This window comes from Paenibacillus sp. FSL W7-1332 (assembly GCF_037969785.1).
GTDB lineage: Bacteria > Bacillota > Bacilli > Paenibacillales > Paenibacillaceae > Paenibacillus_AQ.
The window spans coordinates 7,312,165-7,331,105 of sequence record NZ_CP150209.1 but is presented as its reverse complement, the minus strand read 5'-3'; the positions used below and the strand labels follow the sequence as shown (position 1 = coordinate 7,331,105).

Below are 18,941 nucleotides of genomic sequence, written 5' to 3'. Positions count from 1 at the left end.
GAGCAAATCCTTAGTACAGAGAGGGGGAAATCCTGCAGGGGGGACATATTACTTTTGGCTTATTGTGCAGCAGAAGTATGGCCTTCAGCTGGATTTTATAGATAAGAAACAGTAAGATAACATTGTAAAAATATAGAGGATAATCAAACTCTTATTGGCTATCCGGCAGTCATCAATTGATATATTAATGCAGACTGGAAGGAGAGAACATGCGAAGAATAGTAGGTATGCTGTTGCTGCTCGCAGGTATGGGGATCGTGACTTTCGCTGTCATTCAGTATGTCGAACACCAGGCAAACTTGAAGGAAGCTATGGCGGAAGCAAACGAACTGATTCGCCAGTCAAATACAATAGATGCTTCGAAAGAACGGCGTGCGGATCCTATATCCTATCGTGATCAAGTGATCGACAAATCCAAGTTCGATCCAAAACCGAACGATGTGATCGGAATGCTTCAAATCCCAAAGCTGGAAGCAGAACTTCCGATCATCGAAGGTACGGATGAAGAGATGCTCGAGAGAGGCGTCGGGCATTACAGCGGTACCGCTTTTCCAATGGATAACGAGCAGATTTTGCTGTCTGGGCACCGGGACACCGTTTTTCGGGATTTCGACAAGTTGTCGGTAGGGGATCATTTTATCGTAAAGCTACCTTACGGTACCTTTGAATATGAGATTAAAAGTACGGATATTGTAGATAAAGACGATACATCGGTGATTCGTTCTATGGGAACCGAGGTGCTGGTCATTTCGACCTGCTATCCGTTTCGCTTTGTAGGAAATGCGCCGGAGCGTTATATTTTCTATGCTTACCCGGTCGGGGAAGATGGATAGATTGGGACACAGACTCGCATTGCTTTTGTAAGTGTGTACTCAATAAAAAACAACGCAGCTAATGAGGCTGCGTTCAGATTGTCGAGAAACCCTGCACTTTTTTCAAAGTACAGGGTTTCTCCCTTTTTAAGTGGTCAATTCAAGAGGGGAAATGGGGGATTACCCCCTGTTTTCCAGGCGATCCAAGTGGATCGCCATCTTCTTCATATTCTGCACGGTTGCTGTCATCAGAGCTTGTTCCCTGACGTTTTGCAACCCGCGCAACCGGCAATAGCGAAACCCATGGAGCTCTTTGGCATCCGCGAAGCTTCGCTCAATCGTTTCTTTTCGTTTTCGGTATAAATACTTGCCGGATCGACTGAGCCGGTTGTTTCGCACCCATTCCTTGCTGTCTTCCCAGACATGGCGCGTGACGACCTTGCGGTGATTCCGTGAACGGGTACATTGCTCCAGCATCGGGCAAGTCTTGCAGTGTTTCGGATCGGAGGCATATTGCCGGTATCCTTCTCGATTCGTGGTGCGATACAACAATTCATGCTGGAGCGGACAAATATAACGGTTACGCTCGGCATCATAGGTAAACTTCCACTTCGGAAATAAGCCTTGGGTCGGATGAAATCTCCGGTGAGCAATCACTCCAAAGATCCCCCGTTCCTGCAATCCTTTGCAGATGGGGGTTGTTAAATAGCCTGAATCCAGGGCAACGGCTTCAACTTCAAAACCAAATCGCTCTCGTTGGCGATCCAAACGCGACAAATACGGTACAGAATCATGGACGTTTCCCGGCGTGACGTGGACATCGGTAATCAGATTGTACTTCAAATCAACGGTCCGGTGATCTAAATAAAAGAATCCTTCCGGTTTCCCGTCGCGAATCATATAACCGCTATCCGGGTCGGTTTTGCTCACCTTGATTTCTTTCTTCTCGACCACATCCTCTCTGGGTTTTAAAGCTTTTTTCCATGCGCCTTCCGGTCGGCTTCTACTGCGCCATTGAGTTCGTCCATGTAATCTCGTGTGTTTTGTAGAACCTGCTGCTTGGTGTACTGGTGTTTGTTCGCATTGGCCTTCACATGCGTGGAATCCGAAACCAGGACTCGTCCGCCGACCATGCGATGCTCGATTGCCTGCAGCACAATCTCATCGAAGATATCTTGAAAGATATTAGTGTCTTTGAAACGAGTCCGTCGGTTCCAGCTAATGGTGGTATGGTCCGGAACTTTGTCTGTCAATCCCAAACCAAGAAACCAACGGTATGCCAGATTCGTCTGAATCTCGCGTTCCAGTTGACGCTCTGAACGAATGCCGTAAAAATAACCGAGGAAAATCATCTTAAATAACACGACAGGATCGATGGCTGGTCGCCCATTATCAGCACAGTAAAGCGGACGGACCTTTTCGTCGATGAAAGAGAAATCGATATACTTGTCCACTTTACGGAGCAGATGATCTTGAGGAACCAATTCTTCAATCGAAACAAACTCGTAAGCCTGCTGTTTTTCTCGGTTAGAACGCAACATATTTAACACCCTTCCGAACGGTTTATTTACTAATATTATATAATATTAACGCGGTGTCGTGTTGAACTAAATACACAAAAAAATAGCTGTCGAGACTTTCTCGACAGCCTGAACGCAGCTAATGAGGCTGCGTTGTTTTTTTATCTAAAGAATGTATACTTTATTACCTTTCGAGCTTTTCGCTGACTTACATAACGCTACGGGGTTCAAGCAAAAACAGCAGCGCTGCAATAGCGGGAGCATGCTTATCGGTACCATTTGAGCTGTGTCCGAGGATGTTTACAGCCACCCTTTCTCCTCGGCGATCGCCACGGCCTGCTGCCGGGAATCCGCCTCCAGCTTCTGTATGGCGGAGGAGAGGTAGTTGCGAACGGTGCCTCTCGTCAGGAACAGGGCTTTGCTGATGTCGCCGGTGGTCATGCCTTCCTTGGTTAAGCGAAGCATTTCGATTTCCCGTTCGCTGAGCGGATTCTCCTCCTTCATGAAGAGCGCGGCCGCCAGATCGGTGCTCACAATCCGCTCGCCCTTCATGACCCGCCGAATGGATTCGATCAGGAAATCGATCGGCTCATCCTTTAACAGATATCCCTCTACTTGAGCATCCATTGCTTTTTGCAAATAACCCGGGCGCGCAAAGGTTGTAACGATCATGATTTTGCAGGGCAGACCTGCTTGTCGTATGGATTCGGCCAATTCCAGGCCGCTGATATGAGGCATCTCGATGTCGAGCAGGCACACGTCAGGCTGATGCTGCCGGATCGCGTCCCAGGCTCGCTGCCCGTCGGGCACCTCGGCAACGACCTCGATGTCATCTTCGAAATGAAGCAATGAGGCGAATGCACCGCGAAGCATTTTCTGATCTTCCGCAATAACGATTCGAATCATGAAGCGTCCTCCTTTTCATGCCGGCGAAGCGGGAGATTCAAGGATACCCTGGTGCCTCCCTCAGGCGATGGGGCGATGGCGAAAGAGCCGCCAAGCGTCTTCATCCGCTCCATGATCGACGGGATGCCGTTTCCGTCGCCGTTCCCCGCCAGCCCTACGCCGTCATCCGCGATTTGGATTCCGAAGGCATGGTCCTTCGTTTCTAGTCTGATCGTGCACCGCTTGGCACGGCTATGCTTGATGATATTGGTCATGGCTTCCCGGACGCAGAGCGCAAGCATCGTTTCCTCCACGCTGGATAACAGCGGGAGTTTCTCCGGATTCTCGATGCTCAGCGAAATTCCTGCTGTATGCAGCAGTTTAGCCGAATGCTCCAGCTCGCTTGCCAGCGAGATGAACTTCATATCGGATACCAGCTCCCTTACTTGCTTCAGGGCCGTTCGGGTGGTATCGAGAATCTCGCTTAGCTCTCGCTTGGCTTGGGCAGCATCCTTATCCACCCATTTCGTTGCCAGCTCGCTCTTCATTTTGATCATCATGAGGGTCTGTCCCAAGGTATCGTGGAGATCCCTGGCGATACGCTGCCGCTCCTCCTGCTGGATATACTTTGCAATCTGCTCGTTGGCTTCATCCAGCTCCCCCTGAAGGCTTTTCGCTTTCTCCTTAATGTAGATGACGATCGGATATACCGATTGAATGATCATGATCGGAAGGTAAATGGCATTGGACGTTTCAAGCAGGGGGTCCTTTCGGAAAACGAACACGAGCAGGAATGATAGGGCAATGGCCCCGCTGCCGATGGCGATATGCACCTTGGACTTGGACCGGCCCAGCAAGTCGGCAAAAATAATCCCGAACATCAGGGTGGTCGGCCCCGTATATACCGCGAGTACGCCAATGGCGAACAGGCCTGTCAGCACGGCAGCGAGCAGCCAGCCGTCCCGGCGCCACAGCGCGATATAGAACGAAACAAGGAACAGCAGGAGCAGCAAGAGGCTGCCCCACAGTCCCAGCGCCGTATCCGAACGAAACACCTGGTAGCATAAGAATACGGTCAGTACGACATCGATGAGCAAATAACTTTTAATCTGGTCCCTCGGATACAGCTTATAGAACATATCTAAGCCTCCAATTCGGCTATCTTGATTCGAAGAAACCTACCGCCTGTTTACGGACGCTTTCCATGGGTCCCAGCTTGAAGCCGCGAAGCCACAGGGATGCCATGCCCAGCTGAAACGCGGAGATTACCAGCCAGACGGCGATAATGGCAGTCGAATTCAGCTCGCCGGCAAGGCCCAAGCCCCAGCCGTAGAATACCGCGGATGCCATGAGATTTTGGAGCACGTAGCAGCTCAGCGACATTTTTCCGGCATTCTCCAGAAGGCGCCACAGCCATTCCAACTTCGTATATTGTATCATTCTCGCCAAAATTGCTATATACCCCATGGACATCAGCGGGGCGAATAAATAGCGCACCGGCAGATCGAAAGCGCCGCCAGGCACAAAAATAAGCAGGTTGAGCGGTACGCCCACATATATCCCCAGCCTAAATAGCCTTTTCCGCAGGCTTTTGCCGTTCTCGTCCGGGGAGAATACGCCTGAGCGCATGAAGCGAATCCCGAGCAGGAACAGAAACACGTTAGTCGGTATCACCAGGATGGCTTCCATTCGCAGCGGAAGGAAGTTCGCCAGCCGATATTGGACTTGCTCCATCCAGGTGCCTTCCTGATAAAGGGCAACAACATCGTCAAAGCTGCCCAACGATCCGCTTGCGCCGCTCGCCAGCATTAGTCCCGCGAGGGCCAGAATCGCAATAGCTAAGACGCTGCCGATTACGTTCATCGTACGTGCGATGAGCCGGTCGCCGCCCTTTACGATGAAGGCTGCAATGATGGCGGTTACTCCATAGCTCATTAAGATGTCATACTCCATGACCAATATAAAATGCAGCAGGCCTTCGAAGACCAGAAACAGGACGGCCCACAAATAAACGCCAGGCCACGGCTTTCCCTTGCGCTTGGCCTGCCGATACTTCATTTCCAGACCGACGCCGAACATGATAGTCAGCAGTCCGAGCAGTTTCCCGTTCACCAGAAATAAGACGATCATGCGAAGTAAGTCATTCGCTCCCCACCAACCGGAATGATCAAAGGTGGTAATGTAGCTGAGGTCCCCCGCATGCGCAAAAATCCAAATATTCGTCCCGAGCGTTCCCAGGATCGCGAAGCCCCGCAAAATATCCAGCAGGCGGATTCTGTCCTTTCGTTGTTCCATCTCCCATTCCTTCTTTCTTCTAAGTTCTCTTGTCACTATTGTAGGAACGATCCGACCGGCGCAACATTCACACCTGTAAAGAGATCCGTATGACACGTGTCATAAATGTTGGGAAAGGGTGGTGTGAGATGGGGCTCTCGTCATGATTTAAAAATTGTGGAATAATAGAAGAAAACAGGAGGAGTGATCATGTACATCGTATCGGCACCAAGGTAGCTGTCGTGGCGCCGAAGTGGATAAGATCCGCTCATTCATGAGTTGGGGTTGGATATCAAGCTGCATGGCAGCGTTGTACTGCGCCAAGCCGTGTCGGACCATGATTATAAGACCCTCGATTATCTACTCGATTATGGGGTGGACATCAATTATAATCAGCCCGATATGGTCTATCCTTATCGAGCGACTCCGTTAACGATTGCTGCGCGGATGGGGAATCTTGCCATGGTTAAGCATTTAATTGAGCGAGACGCGGACGTGACGATAGCAGAAAAAGACGGGGAACGACCTTATACGATTGCTGTGAGTAATAAAGATACCGCCTTGGCGTACTATTTGAAATCGCTGGAGCCGGCTGAATATCATAGTTTAGAGAACAAGAAGTATGCGCTGAAAAAATATAAATTGACCGATGAACTCGTTCGCTTTCTGACAGGAGACCAGTTGCGGCTTGAGCTATCGCAGAATGAATATGAAATCGGGTATATCGACTTCTTTGCACTGACGGATATAATCGAGAGAAAAGTCGGAGGCACCTGCAACCTCAAATTTAAACTCATTGTCTATCGTCATATGCTTTACTTCGATAAAGTTGCTTTTTTGAAAGGCGGGGATATTTACGATCGGGATGACGGTTCTTACCACTGTGTGGATAGCCTGCCATTTAGTTTCGTGACGCTTAGATCCAGCAATACTTAGAAAGGGGATGAATCCGTAAACGTCAGGGATTCAGGAAAATGGCTATGAATCATTTCAGGAGCATTTTAGAAGAGAGAACAGAAAGTATACTTTATTCCGCAAGCCCATGTTCATCCGAACATGCCGCGGGCTGGATCGGCGGCAATGCCCCGGCCTATTTCGACGACAAAGCGGATACGATCCATGATGGCGACCAGAACTATTACTTTTATTTAAGTCTCGTTCATCCGTTCAAGCCAGCATCTATGATCTCCATTTTCATCCCTAATGACTATGAGGAATACGTGGAGCACAATCAATACCCCGATTGCTCAATCAAGGTGATGGAGCATCCGATGACCGACGAGAGCTTGAACGATCATTTTGCGCACCCGGGCCTAATCAAACATCTTATTTCGCATCCAGAGTCATGCAGCGACTTCCAGTCGATCGATCAGTCTTTCCTGGTCAAATTCGGCGGGAGTCCGAGACTGGTTCAAGATGAAGATTATTATTCGGAGAGGCTGAGGGAGGAAGGGTTCTCCTTTTTGTTGCAGGTAGACGAGGAAGGTTATCCCGAGACGCTGCTCCGAGAGGACAGCAGTTATCCTTTTGGTTTTGGAGCTCTGTATATTTACGCCAAAATCACCACGAATGACGTTCAGGACCTGATAGCGGGCTTCTGGCAGTTCTCATAAATATAAATAACAATTTACCCAAAAAGCGATTGCCGGGACCTGCGGCCGTCGCTTTTTTTATCACGAATGAGAGTGAAATCATTCCTCATTTTCCAAAGTCGTAATACTTTCGCCCTGTTGGCCGGCTATCGGGTATGGGATGATGGGTTCATCAAAGATTTGAGGTCTTGGACTTTGAACCATTGGCCTTCAGGCTATTGTGATCCTTCCTTCTATTTCAATTGGAGAACCTAGGGTCGCAGCTTTCCTGAAGGAGTTTTATTCAAGAGAGGAGGCGTCCAGGCTATCATATTCCTTCCTTCTATTATCCTTTAATGACATTAGGGATATGGCTCTCCTGGACTCTTTTATGATGATGAATACCATTTATTTGCGAAGAGCGAACAAATTGATTGTAAGCGAAGGCCAAGGGCCGGGTCGGCTCTCGAAAGCTTATTTGGCGACGGCCATAAAAAACATCGAACACCTTGGATTTGCGTTCTCATATCCACTATTACACGCGATCCGTACCTTATCCGAGGAGCAGTTTGAGGCGCTTTATCAACCACTCATTAATGATTTAAGGGTGCTGGTAGGTGCGCATGTGAAATATGAGCCGATGTATCCTGCTTTCCCGAAACAGGTGATGGATGAGGAAGATGCGGAGCTCTATCTGAATGCCATCTATCATTATCTTACATGGGATTTGCCTGAGTATGAGCTTGAGGAGAGACCTCCGCTGCAGGACGAAGTCAAACTGAAGGTTATTGACCTGGGGAGCAAAGCGGACTTCTATGCCACGATACGTCAGCTTATCCAGGCTAAAGGCTCCATCTCCCAAACAGATAAAGAGGATATTGAGACCGTTATCGAGCATGCAAATCCCGATGAACTGGAGGCCATTCTTCCTTCCGAGATTCCATTCAAGGAGAATGCGGGATTCGTGGCAGCCTCATTAATGAAGCATGACAAGGGGAATGTCGAGCTGATCGGGCGTTATTTCAAAACCGCAACCGATGTCCTTCGTCTGGCAGTGGCGTGGTCAGACGGAGATGTCAGTCTGGCGGAAGCCACGCGGTTTCGCAAATTTAAGCGGCGTGAAAGGCGACTTCTTCTGGGATTGCTGGAACGCTGCCATCCGATAACGGAGGATATGCTCAGATTTAAGGACCGCTGGATTCGTTTGGGTGAAATTCTGCATCCATCCGAATATAAGCATCGGTATATACGCTGCGAGGAAGCTTTTGATATTTTACGTAATCGTAAACCCTTTACCACGTATAACGGGAGTGTGGAGCTTGCTTTTCAGTACAACCAGGTCTGGAATTTGATTGATCTGTTGATGCAGCGTCCGGGGGAATTTGCCCGCAGATTGGATCAGTTATTGCGATCCACCGAACATACGGAGTATGTTGCACTGGCCTTTGGCGAAGTCGCGAGACAAGTATCGACGCCGGTATTGCTGCAAGTGAAGGACCATTTTGCCCGCCGCCGTGAGCCTCAAGAGCTGCGCGTCTTTTTTCCAAAAGGAAATGTGGCGAAAGCCTTTGCCGCACCCCATACGCTCCCGCAGATTGATGAAGCGGCATGCCGGAACATCGTGCAGGTATGCGAGCAGGCGTTGATCCAGCGGTTTGCCGCACTGCCGCCCTTAGGAAAGGCCTATGTCGACGAGCGCTTGAAGGACTATCACGTGCCGTTCTCCCAGAGATCGGCAAGCAAAGCCCTGCATACGTTGGTTCGGGGAAGCCGCGTGCCGATGACGGAAGGGGATACCATTCGTTTCTTCAGCTGGTGGAAGGAAGGACACGTTGACGGGGAGCCTACGGGCCGTGTGGATATTGACTTGTCCGCCGTCATGTATGATCAAGATTGGCAGTACGTCGAGCATATCTCTTATACGAATCTGCGGTCATCCAATTACAAGGCTGTGCACAGCGGAGATATCGTGTCGGCTCCTCAAGGAGCATGCGAGTTCATTGATTTGCATATTCCATCCATCGTCCAATATGGGGGGCGTTATATTGTAGCGACTCTTCATTCGTTTACGAATCAACCGTACTGCAACCTGCCGGAGTGCTTCGTGGGCTGGATGATGCGCAAGAAACCCGGTTCCGGTGAAATATTCGAGCCATCGACGGTAGCCAATAAAATCGATGTCGCGGCAGATACGCAGATCGCTATTCCTGTTATCTTGGATTTGGTGGAACGCATGGTTATCTGGACCGATCTGTCCCTGACGAGACATCCACATTACTACAACAACGTAGAAGGGAATCAGAAGGGGATGGTTTTGATGGGCAAAGCCATGACAACCCTACGGAAACCTGACCTGTATGATCTTTTCAAACTGCATGCCAAGGCAAGAGGAGAGTCGGTAGACACAGCGGATCAAGCGGAAACGATCTTTTCGGTGGAAAATGGGGTTACTCCATTCGATATTGAGCAGATTATGGCGGAGTATGTGGTGTAAAAGTGGATGCAATGGGAGGTCATGATGAATGAGGAGCAGCTTACGCTGCTCCTTTTGGGGCTGGAGCGTTAAGTAACATAGAAGGTGAAGCATAGTTTCGGCTTTGAGGAGGTTTACTTCCCTAAAAGACGACCATCATCATTCCATTTTCCATACATTTTATTCATACGAGTATGTTCTATAAATTTATCCAATCGTGTATGATACAAATCTGCGTCGCTCTGCACGGACTGGATGTTGTCGATCCTGACTCTAACATACAGCTCTGGCAGGGCTTTGAAGTTGTGATACAGCCCTTCATCCTGCTGCAACTCCATCAATATAGATTCTTGAATTACAAAAGCTTCGGTCCTCATATCAGGCAGTACTTTCTTTCCTGCTTCAGTCATGAGGCCTAATCGCTCTAACCGTCGGACACGCTCTTTATTGAGCTCTGACCAGTTGCTGTTTTTCTTCCTGGGTGAGAATCGTTGTGCTGTATGCGTGGCATCCATTTTTTTACGTGTGCTGTCAATCCAGCCAAAACATAAGGCTTCCTCAACCAAATCCAGATAATTTACGGAAGGATCGGTAATGATCAACCAACAATAATCTTCAGCACGGTCTTTGGAGGGAGATTTCACTACTGGTATGGGAAACCCAATATACTCTTCAATGTCGGCTAATCTTCTATCGTCCCTTGGTGTGACGAAAGTAATCGCTTTACCGGTTTTGCCTGCTCGTCCCGTACGTCCCGTGCGATGAACATAGCTTTCCTTCTCAAGCGGGATATCGTAATTAATCACATGAGTGATATTCGTGATATCGATACCTCTGGCGGCTACATCCGTCGCTATCAAGTAACGGAATTGCCCTCTTCTGAACGCATTCATGACCTCGAAACGCTCTTCCTGCTCCATTCCACCGTGAATACGATCACATGGGTAGCCAAGATCAGCCAATGATCTGAATAGATTATCCACATGCTCTTGCGTACGGCAGAACACGATACAGCTCTCCGGACTCTCAACAATGAGCAGATCCTGAAGAAGGGCGAGTTTCCTCGTCTCCATCACCTGAATAAGCTCGTGTTCTATCGTGGCAGTTGTTATACCGCTTGCTTGAATCTCAATGTGGGCAGGATGGTTCATATATTTGTGGGCCAAATTGGCCACATCCTCAGGAAACGTAGCGGAGAATAACATGGTGACCCTATCACGCGGCAGCCGTTGAATAATCGACTGAACCTGCTCAATAAAGCCCATATTCAGCATCTCATCCGCTTCGTCAATGACGAGATAAGCAATCCGCTCCAGTGAGAGCGATCCGCGTTCCATATGGTCCAGCACACGTCCCGGCGTACCCACAACCATGTGCGTTCTTTGCTTTAACTCGGCTTTTTGTATGTGAAAAGGATGTTTCCCAAAAAGAGGTGTTGCTTTGATCCGCTTAAAACGCCCAATATTCGTGATATCTTCGTTGACCTGTAACGCCAGTTCGCGGGTTGGCGTCAGGATTAATGCCTGCGGCTTATTCTCATTCCAATCCACTAGCTCGCAGAGCGGGATCCCATAAGCAGCTGTTTTGCCGCTACCTGTTTGTGATTTGACCACCAGGTCCCTTTTCTCAAGCGCAACCGGAATGACTTCCTGTTGTACCTCCGTCGGTGTCTCATAGCCCAAGCTATTCAGCGCTTTAACAATCGATTCGCTTAATTGATAATCCGTAAAGTGTTTCTTACTCATCTTCAACCTCTTCTACGCTATATTCGAATACCTATATATACCGGCTCTCACCGTACATCTACAGTATGCTCATTTATTATACTGTGAATCTGGTTTTGATATTGAAATTTATACATTCTAACCAGAAGGGATCGTAAAGCAGATCCAAATAGAGCATAGTCACGTACAAGGGCATAGTATGCACCGCTAGCTTCACTATGCTGGAGAGTGACATGCCGGAATGGTATAATCTCAGAAAGGATGATTAGTGTGGGAGGCGTGAAACGATGAGTGAGGAGCTAATAGAGCAGCTGGAAGAGTGGCATGAAGAGGATGAATTTGAAGAGATCGTAGATGCGATTACGGAGATTCCTGCGGAAGATCGCGATTATGTGCTGATCAGTCACTTGGGCAGAGCGTTGAATAATCTTGAACGTTATGAAGAGGCGGTTGAGCAATTCCTGGCCATTCAAGAAGAGGGCAAGGACGATCCCTTATGGCATTACCGCATAGGCCTTGCTTATTACTATTTGGAGCGGTATGAAGATGCTCGCAAAGCATTTGAAGTGGCTGATCACCTGGATCCCGGCGACGAGGATACGTTGGAGTTTCTGGAGTGGATTCGGAACAAAACCGCTCCGCAACCTGCTAAGGAACCCAATGCGGTGTCTTATACGGACACCAATGTGCTGAATTTCTGGGATGATGGCGCGCTTGAGGTTGACCAATACGTGTCGGCTCCGCCTACGGATGAATTGATTGAGTCCGTGGAGGAAGCACTGGTCTTCAAACTTCCCGCCTCTTATATCCAAGCAATGAAATTACATAATGGCGGGATTCCCCGCAACCGGAAGTTTCCTATCGGAGATGGAGCCCAGGATTATATTGAAATTACAGGTATTTTGGGCATTGGACGAGAGAAGAAAAAATCATTGTGCGGAAGCTTGGGCAGCCGCTATATGATAGAGCATGGCGGATATCCTGAGATTGGTGTGGTCATTTGCGATTGTCCTTCCCAGTCCGAGGTCGTGATGCTAGACTACCGTTCATCCGGAAATGACGGGGAGCCTGAAGTCATCCATGTGGACAAGGCTAATGATTACAAAATAACCCGCCTTGCTGCGAATTTCGAGGCTTTCGTTGGCGGCTTGGAACAATAACATAAGCATAAAATGAATGAAGCATCTCCTACCGCGGGAGATGCTTTTTCTTTGTATATATAAAGATGGGGGTTATATTAGTACTCCCGATGATTTTGGATGATGATGCAATATTTTTCGTATCCTAAAATATTCCAACCTATGCTAAAATGGATACAAAAAAGAAAGTTAGGGAGGCATTTAATTGATAGGGCGCAGTGGAAATCCGACACTAAACGAAGAAACATTTGAGAAGAGTGGGTATTACAACGGCCAGGAAACGATGACGATTGGCGGAACGGTGAACAAATCGTTCATGCTGCTCGCGCTGCTGATCGGGGCAGCGGTCATTTCATGGGCTATGTATTTTAACGGGTATGATGTATTCCCGTTCATGATCGGGGGAGCGATAGGCGGCTTTGTTCTGGCACTGATCATCAGCTTTGTGCCGAAGGCAGCCCCTTACTTGGCACCGATCTATGCGATCGTGGAGGGGTTTTTCCTCGGTGCATTATCGGCTCATTATGAATATCTGTATTATGGAATTACATTACAAGCGGCTTTACTGACAATGTGCATATTCCTCGGTATGCTGCTCGCTTATAAAACAGGTCTGATCCGGGCAACCGCAGGCTTCAAAAAGGGTATTATCGCAGCAACCATCGGCGTTGCACTTGTATACCTGTTTAGCTTCGTTCTGGGCATGTTCGGTGTGGCGGTGCCTTACCTGCATGACAGCACCCCGATCGGCATCGGAATTTCGGTTGTCATCATCATTATTGCAGCCCTGAATTTCATACTCGATTTTAACTTTATCGAAGAGGGAGCACAGCAAGGTGCACCCAAATATATGGAATGGTACGGCTCTTTCGGTTTGTTGGTTACACTCGTGTGGTTGTATATCGAAATTATCCGGTTGCTGGCGAAGCTGGCGAATCGGGATTAATATCTGGATGGGTACGGTCAACATCGCTGTCGGGGCATTCTCGACAGCGATTTTTTTTAAGATATCAGAAAGGATATGGCCTTTGAAACAGTCGAATAATAAATTTCCTTCAGTAAACCCTACAAAGAGCGACTTGTGTTTAAATAATAAGTAGATACTGTCATCATCATACTGCTTAAAGAAGGAGATCCCATGACCAATAAGAAAGCCATGATCGATATAGGTTGGAACTTTGAGAACAGTTATGCCAAGCTGCCGGAGTCCTTTTTTACAAAACAAGATCCCACGCCTGTGCGCTCACCGGAGCTGATAATCCTTAATGAGCCGTTGGCGGCATCTCTGGGTTTAAACGCCGAGGGGCTGAAGAGCCCAGAGGGTGCAGCGATGCTCGCAGGCAACGAGATACCCGAGGGGGCATCACCGCTCGCACAGGCTTATGCCGGGCACCAATTCGGTTATTTTACGATGCTGGGCGACGGCCGTGCGATTCTGTTGGGTGAACAAATCACGCCGCAGGATGAGCGTATGGATATTCAGCTTAAAGGCTCGGGCCGGACCCCGTACTCCCGTGGAGGAGATGGTCGGGCGGCTCTGGGTCCGATGCTGCGCGAATATATCATCAGCGAGGCCATGCATGCGCTGGGGATACCGACTACCCGCAGCCTCGCGGTGGTGTCCACCGGCCAGCCTGTCACTCGTGAGAGGGAGCTGCCGGGTGCGATTCTGACCCGCGTGGCCTCGAGTCATGTGAGAGTGGGCACATTTCAATACGTAAGGGGAGCGGGTACAACCGAGGATCTGCGGATTCTGGCAGACTACACCCTGCAGCGGCATTACCCGGAGGCTGACGTTGGTGAGAGTGCCAACCGTTATCTCGTCCTGCTTCAGGAGGTCATCAAGCGTCAGGCCGCTCTAATCGCCAAGTGGCAGCTCGTCGGATTTATCCATGGGGTGATGAACACCGATAATATGACCCTCAGCGGCGAAACGATTGATTATGGCCCTTGTGCCTTCATGGATAACTTTGATCCGAATACGGTATTCAGCTCCATCGATTCACAAGGCCGCTATGCCTATGTGAACCAGCCGTATATTGCGGCTTGGAATCTCGCAAGATTGGCCGAATCCCTGCTGCCACTGCTGCATGAAGAAGAGGAACAGGCCGTCAAGCTGGCCGAGGGTGCGATTGGGAGTTTTACCGATCTGTATCACGAGCAGTGGCTTGCAGGCATGAGAGCCAAGCTGGGGATCTTCCAAGAAGAGGAGGATGACGAATCCCTGATCGAAGACCTCCTCAAGATGATGAAAAATCACCAGGCGGATTATACCAATACCTTCCGTGCGTTAACGTTTGACAAGCTGGAGGATACGCCTCTAAACGGCACACCCGAATTGGCTTCCTGGTATGAGCGCTGGCAGGCGAGACTTGGCAGCCAGCAGGAATCGAAGGAACAATCCCATCAATTAATGCGCAGCAGCAATCCTGCGGTCATTCCCCGGAACCATCGGGTGGAGGAAGCGCTGGAAGCAGCGGAGCAGGAGGGGGACTACAGCGTGATGGAGCAGCTGCTTCATGCGCTGTCCGATCCATATGCGCATTCGCCGGAACAAGCGGAATATGCTATCGTGCCTGAGCTGTCGCGTCCTTACCGAACCTTCTGCGGCACGTAAGGATAGCGGAACGTTCCAATAGCGAGCATGAATCGGGTACTATCACAAAAGCCCTTGGACCGGTGTCCAAGGGCTATTCATCGTATGGGTATTTTATTCGAGACCTTATTCAACATCATAGCAGAGCCGAAAGAAACAGTCTATATTTTTGCCCGGAAATGCCATAGAGTGGGGAAGCCGGCAAAACCAAATGAAATGGAGCGTGGTCTCATGAGTTGGACTTGTCACCTCGATGAAACAGATGTACAGGAGTATGTCGGAAAGGTTTTGGGTACCGGTTATGTTGTGGCGGATGTCACGAGGATGCATGGCGGGGCGCAAAAGGTTGTCTATAAGATCCAGTGTCAAAACGGATTCTCCTGCGTGTTGTATGTGTGGGACTTGACGAAGAATTATTTTCAGGAAGAAATAGGGAACGAAAGTGTACATGAACGATCCTTTGGCGGGCATTCGTTCGAAATCAATAACAGATGGTTAAAGGAGCATGGTATTTCGACGCCTGCTCTATATGATCTTCACACGGAACGGGAGCGATACCCGTTTGACTATGCATTAGTCGAATATATGGAGGGACAGAAGGCGGAAGCCTACTTTCAGCATCCGGATCATCGGGTTCGGGATGAGGTCTTTGATCGGGTGGGCAACATGATCGCACGCATGCATGCAAACCAAAGACAGAACTATGGTAAGCCTGATCAAAGCTGGAATCAACGGGAGCGATGCCATCTTGTGCAGTTGGAAAATGCTAGGGAACAGCTGTCCTACATCATCCTTCATAACGAGAGTATCCGGAACAATCACGACAGGCTGCTCGCTATATTGCATGAGCTTGAATCCAGGATCGATTCCCGTCGGCGTTATGGCTTTATCCACGGCGAGTTGGGCCCTGACCATATTCTGGTTACAGACCGTTTAGAGCCCTGTCTCATTGATATTGAAGGTGCGCAATACTTTGACATCGAGCATGAGCATACGTTTCTTGAGCTGCGATTCGGGAAGCATTACCGATATTTGCAAAAAAACGGGCTTGATCTGAATCGGATGTTGTTTTACCGTCTGCATCACTATATCTCATTAACCTCGGGCGGCTTGAAGCTGCTTCACCGTGGATTCCCGGATCAGGCATTTGCTTCAAATTTGGCTGATTATCACGCACGCAACACGATCCGTTTCATCGAGGAATGGCAGCAAACCCGTTAACAGGGCCTTCATGAGATGGGTTGAACACCATTAACTCTGCTGCATGGGTTTAAGAAAGGGCGGTAAACTCCTGCCTATAGATCCGCTCTACCATGCCAAGCACCTCCGTACTTTGGCTCGAGAATTTCAAAGGCGTTACTTTCCCCTTGTTGAGAAAGACTCCCGTCGATTGTGGGGAACTGCCTATCGCTGCTTCATACAGACGTGAAGCTCCCTCACTGGGATGAGAGAAGAACAGGTGGCGGATCGGGATCATAAATTTTGGCATTCCGGCGTTGTTGGTGATGGTTGTTTTATTTGCTCCCGGACAGACACTCCGGATCATAATGCCATCCTTCTGTATGGAATTGGCGATCTCCTGAGTCCACAACGATAGCGCTAATTTACTCGCAGCGTAAGGTCCAACCAGCTTTTTGAACACGGTAGGGGAAGCCAACGTAGTGTAATCGAACCGTTTGAGATACAGCAGCGCATTGGAGGACGTATTGATTACCGTTTTGGAGCTGCCTCTCGCTAGGAGCTCTTTCATTTCCATCAAGATGATATAAGGCACCACGGAGTTTATTTCAAAATGCATCTCGCGCCCTTGTTTGGAGTAGGATAATTCGCCAAAGGAAACACCTGCGTTATTAAACAGCAGGTCAATATGCTCCTCGTGTTTCTTGATCTGATTCAGCGAGGTTTGGAGATCCGTGAAATCCGACAAATCGGCCGTGTATATTCTCAGCTGCTGCGACATAATGCAGTCTTGTACAAGGGAATCACCGGATGGAAAGGCAGAACGGATCAAAGCGAGGACTTGCCAGCCTTCGGATAACAATCGCTTGGTTAGCTCCAAGCCAATGCCGGAGCTTGCGCCCGTGATCAAGGCGACTCGATGATTTCTTTTATGTGTCATGTGTCATTCTCCTATACTTAAGATTCTTCGCTGGTCGCCCTATCGGGATTTAGCAGGGACTGATTATGGATCAACTTGTCGTCGATGAACCGCAGAATGCGCTGCAGGTCCGAAATTTGCTCGGTAATTTTCTGACGGTAATTCTGGAGCATGGCGTTCAGCTCCGGAACGGATTGAATATTTTCCTTAAAGGGAAGATGCACATAGGCCTTCATATCCTCCAGTGACATTCCTGTCTTCTTCAGGCATGTGATGAGTTCCATCATTTCGGCATCCTCTATGTGATATACACGATGGCCATTATCTTTCCTTGCGGGAGGAGGAAGGAGACCGATCTTCTCGTAATGGCGAATGGCATCCTCAGTCAAGCCGGTTCGTTTAGATACTTGTTTGATGGAATATGTGTCTCCCATGTTGGCACCTCTTTCTGCAGCAGCGCTTGGTTTGCCCTATTATCGTACAACTTGGTGTTAACACCAAGTCAATATCGATTTTTATTCCAGATCAATCTTTTGGAAATACTTATATAAACACTAAAGACTAGCTGCTTCTAGAAAGGGAGAATGAAATGCAAGCCTATGTAATGCCTGTTTTCATTGCTTTATCCATTTGTTTTGTATTAGCATCCTTTCTGACGCTCCCTTGGGCGGTTTATCAGTATCGTAAACATGGGTACTTTAGCTTTTGGAGAACATTACTTGTCTTAAGCTTTATCTTTTATGGATTAAGTGCTTTCTTCTTAGTGATTTTTCCACTCCCCAGCGCTCGGAATAATTGTGCTTCAATGGATCCCGGCACGATTTTTACTCAATATCGCCCTTTTCAATTTATACGGGATATTCAACGCGAAAGCGGATTTCATTGGACGGCCCCTTCGAGTTATATCCATTTGTTAACAACGCGGGCCTTTTATCAAATGTTTTTTAATGTTTTGCTTTTGTTTCCATTAGGTGTGTTTCTGAGGTATTTTTTTAAGGGGAAAGCGAAATGGTTTCATGCTGCTCTTATTGGCTTTGGGGTTTCGCTTTTCTTTGAAATAACCCAACGAACCGCTTTGTTTGGCTTTTATGAATGCCCCTACCGTATATTTGATGTAGATGATTTGTTGACGAATACGGTTGGGACTTTACTTGGCTTTATACTCGCCCCCATGTTGTTGGTGTTAATACCATCGCGGGAAACGCTTAGTGAGCAAAGCCACTTCTTTCACAACCAGAGAAAAGCAACCTTTGGTGCCCAGCTCATGGAGGTTCTTCTAAATATTATGATTGCCAGAGTGATAACCGGCTTTATATTCGGGTTGCTGAAGAGTCCAGGATTACTTGTTGACGAGATCATCTTTGCCATTGTTTTCTTTGTGTTAATGGTCGTTATCCCTGTGATTTGGAAAGGAAATACGGTGGGTTCTAAGATCGTTCGCATGAGATTACTTCCGGAAAAGGGGAATTGGATAGGAAGTTTGAGCCGACGTTACGCCATTGTCTATTTGCCTTTATTGTGTTCAGCTTTATCGGAGATATTTTCTAATCATATGGGTGAAGATCTTCTAGCCAACCTTTTTGCAATTGGAGTGGCTTTCCTTACAGGACTGTTATGGTTCTTTATCTTCTGCCATATCGTAATTAGATGGATCAAAAAGGACAAAGCTCTTTACTTTAATCGATACAGTCACATAGAGGCTGTTAGAATTACGGGTGAAAAGTGATCAATGTAAAAATAGGATACGAATTCATGTGGAACTAAGAATAAGTCGATTACGTTATTAAATCGAGACGATTCCGGTTTCTATAGGAAGTGGCATGGTGAATACGGAACGGATGGGAGCTGA

14 protein-coding genes and 2 pseudogenes are annotated in these 18,941 nt (G+C 48.3%); 9 read left to right on the top strand and 7 right to left on the bottom strand.

What is annotated here, in order from left to right:
• Positions 1–209: 209 nt before the first annotated feature.
• Complete coding sequence (locus MKX98_RS33295) at positions 210–833, top strand: class D sortase (protein WP_220687122.1); 624 nt, start codon at positions 210–212, stop codon at positions 831–833.
• A gap of 159 nt (positions 834–992) precedes the next feature.
• Here the strand turns inward: MKX98_RS33295 and MKX98_RS33290 are convergent.
• The 4 genes from MKX98_RS33290 to MKX98_RS33275 form a co-directional block, all read right to left on the bottom strand.
• A protein-coding gene (locus MKX98_RS33290; RefSeq protein ID WP_339219424.1) for an IS1182 family transposase occupies positions 993–2,353 on the bottom strand; the annotation gives its coding sequence in 2 pieces (ribosomal slippage) (positions 993–1,786 and positions 1,786–2,353; 1,362 coding nt in all).
• 279 nt (positions 2,354–2,632) lie between these two features.
• The gene (locus tag MKX98_RS33285; protein WP_339220640.1) at positions 2,633–3,238 is read right to left on the bottom strand and encodes a response regulator transcription factor; all 606 of its coding nucleotides are present in this window, start codon (positions 3,236–3,238) and stop codon (positions 2,633–2,635) included.
• Positions 3,235–4,356, bottom strand: a complete 1,122-nt coding sequence (locus tag MKX98_RS33280) for a sensor histidine kinase (protein WP_339220638.1) — start codon at positions 4,354–4,356, stop codon at positions 3,235–3,237. The genes MKX98_RS33285 and MKX98_RS33280 overlap by 4 nt, the downstream gene beginning before the upstream one ends.
• A gap of 19 nt (positions 4,357–4,375) precedes the next feature.
• Positions 4,376–5,512 carry a DUF418 domain-containing protein gene (locus MKX98_RS33275; protein ID WP_339220636.1) on the bottom strand — a complete coding sequence of 379 codons (1,137 nt, stop codon included), beginning with the start codon at positions 5,510–5,512 and terminating at the stop codon, positions 4,376–4,378.
• Between the two features lie 243 nt (positions 5,513–5,755).
• On the opposite strand from MKX98_RS33275, the pseudogene MKX98_RS33270 reads away from it, so the two are divergent.
• The 3 genes and pseudogenes from MKX98_RS33270 to MKX98_RS33260 form a co-directional block, all read left to right on the top strand.
• Positions 5,756–6,259: pseudogene (locus MKX98_RS33270) on the top strand (ankyrin repeat domain-containing protein); the annotation flags it as partial.
• A gap of 212 nt (positions 6,260–6,471) precedes the next feature.
• On the top strand, positions 6,472–7,104 hold the full coding sequence (locus tag MKX98_RS33265) for a hypothetical protein (protein WP_259445612.1): 633 nt from the start codon (positions 6,472–6,474) through the stop codon (positions 7,102–7,104).
• A 349-nt stretch (positions 7,105–7,453) separates the two neighbouring features.
• Positions 7,454–9,556 (top strand): TerD family protein, encoded by a 2,103-nt coding sequence (locus MKX98_RS33260; RefSeq protein ID WP_339220633.1) that lies wholly within the window; start codon positions 7,454–7,456, stop codon positions 9,554–9,556.
• A 602-nt stretch (positions 9,557–10,158) separates the two neighbouring features.
• On the opposite strand, the pseudogene MKX98_RS33255 reads toward MKX98_RS33260, so the two are convergent.
• Positions 10,159–11,280: pseudogene (locus tag MKX98_RS33255) on the bottom strand (DEAD/DEAH box helicase); the annotation flags it as partial.
• Positions 11,281–11,546: 266 nt separating this feature from the next.
• On the opposite strand from MKX98_RS33255, the gene MKX98_RS33250 reads away from it, so the two are divergent.
• The 4 genes from MKX98_RS33250 to MKX98_RS33235 all read left to right on the top strand — a co-directional run bounded on the left by MKX98_RS33250 (position 11,547) and on the right by MKX98_RS33235 (position 16,215).
• Positions 11,547–12,419, top strand: a complete 873-nt coding sequence (locus tag MKX98_RS33250) for an SMI1/KNR4 family protein (protein ID WP_339220631.1) — start codon at positions 11,547–11,549, stop codon at positions 12,417–12,419.
• 184 nt (positions 12,420–12,603) lie between these two features.
• Positions 12,604–13,344, top strand: coding sequence for a Bax inhibitor-1/YccA family protein (locus tag MKX98_RS33245; protein ID WP_194540171.1), 741 nt, complete (start codon positions 12,604–12,606; stop codon positions 13,342–13,344).
• Positions 13,345–13,536: 192 nt separating this feature from the next.
• On the top strand, positions 13,537–15,015 hold the full coding sequence (locus MKX98_RS33240) for a YdiU family protein (RefSeq protein ID WP_339220629.1): 1,479 nt from the start codon (positions 13,537–13,539) through the stop codon (positions 15,013–15,015).
• 210 nt (positions 15,016–15,225) lie between these two features.
• The gene (locus MKX98_RS33235) at positions 15,226–16,215 is read left to right on the top strand and encodes an aminoglycoside phosphotransferase family protein (RefSeq protein WP_339220627.1); all 990 of its coding nucleotides are present in this window, start codon (positions 15,226–15,228) and stop codon (positions 16,213–16,215) included.
• A 49-nt stretch (positions 16,216–16,264) separates the two neighbouring features.
• On the opposite strand, the gene MKX98_RS33230 is transcribed toward MKX98_RS33235, so the two are convergent.
• Positions 16,265–17,113, bottom strand: a complete 849-nt coding sequence (locus MKX98_RS33230; protein ID WP_339220625.1) for an SDR family NAD(P)-dependent oxidoreductase — start codon at positions 17,111–17,113, stop codon at positions 16,265–16,267.
• A gap of 17 nt (positions 17,114–17,130) precedes the next feature.
• Positions 17,131–17,526 carry a MerR family transcriptional regulator gene (locus tag MKX98_RS33225; protein WP_220687133.1) on the bottom strand — a complete coding sequence of 132 codons (396 nt, stop codon included), beginning with the start codon at positions 17,524–17,526 and terminating at the stop codon, positions 17,131–17,133.
• Positions 17,527–17,681: 155 nt separating this feature from the next.
• On the opposite strand from MKX98_RS33225, the gene MKX98_RS33220 reads away from it, so the two are divergent.
• The gene (locus MKX98_RS33220; RefSeq protein WP_339220622.1) at positions 17,682–18,818 is read left to right on the top strand and encodes a VanZ family protein; all 1,137 of its coding nucleotides are present in this window, start codon (positions 17,682–17,684) and stop codon (positions 18,816–18,818) included.
• Positions 18,819–18,941 lie beyond the last annotated feature (123 nt).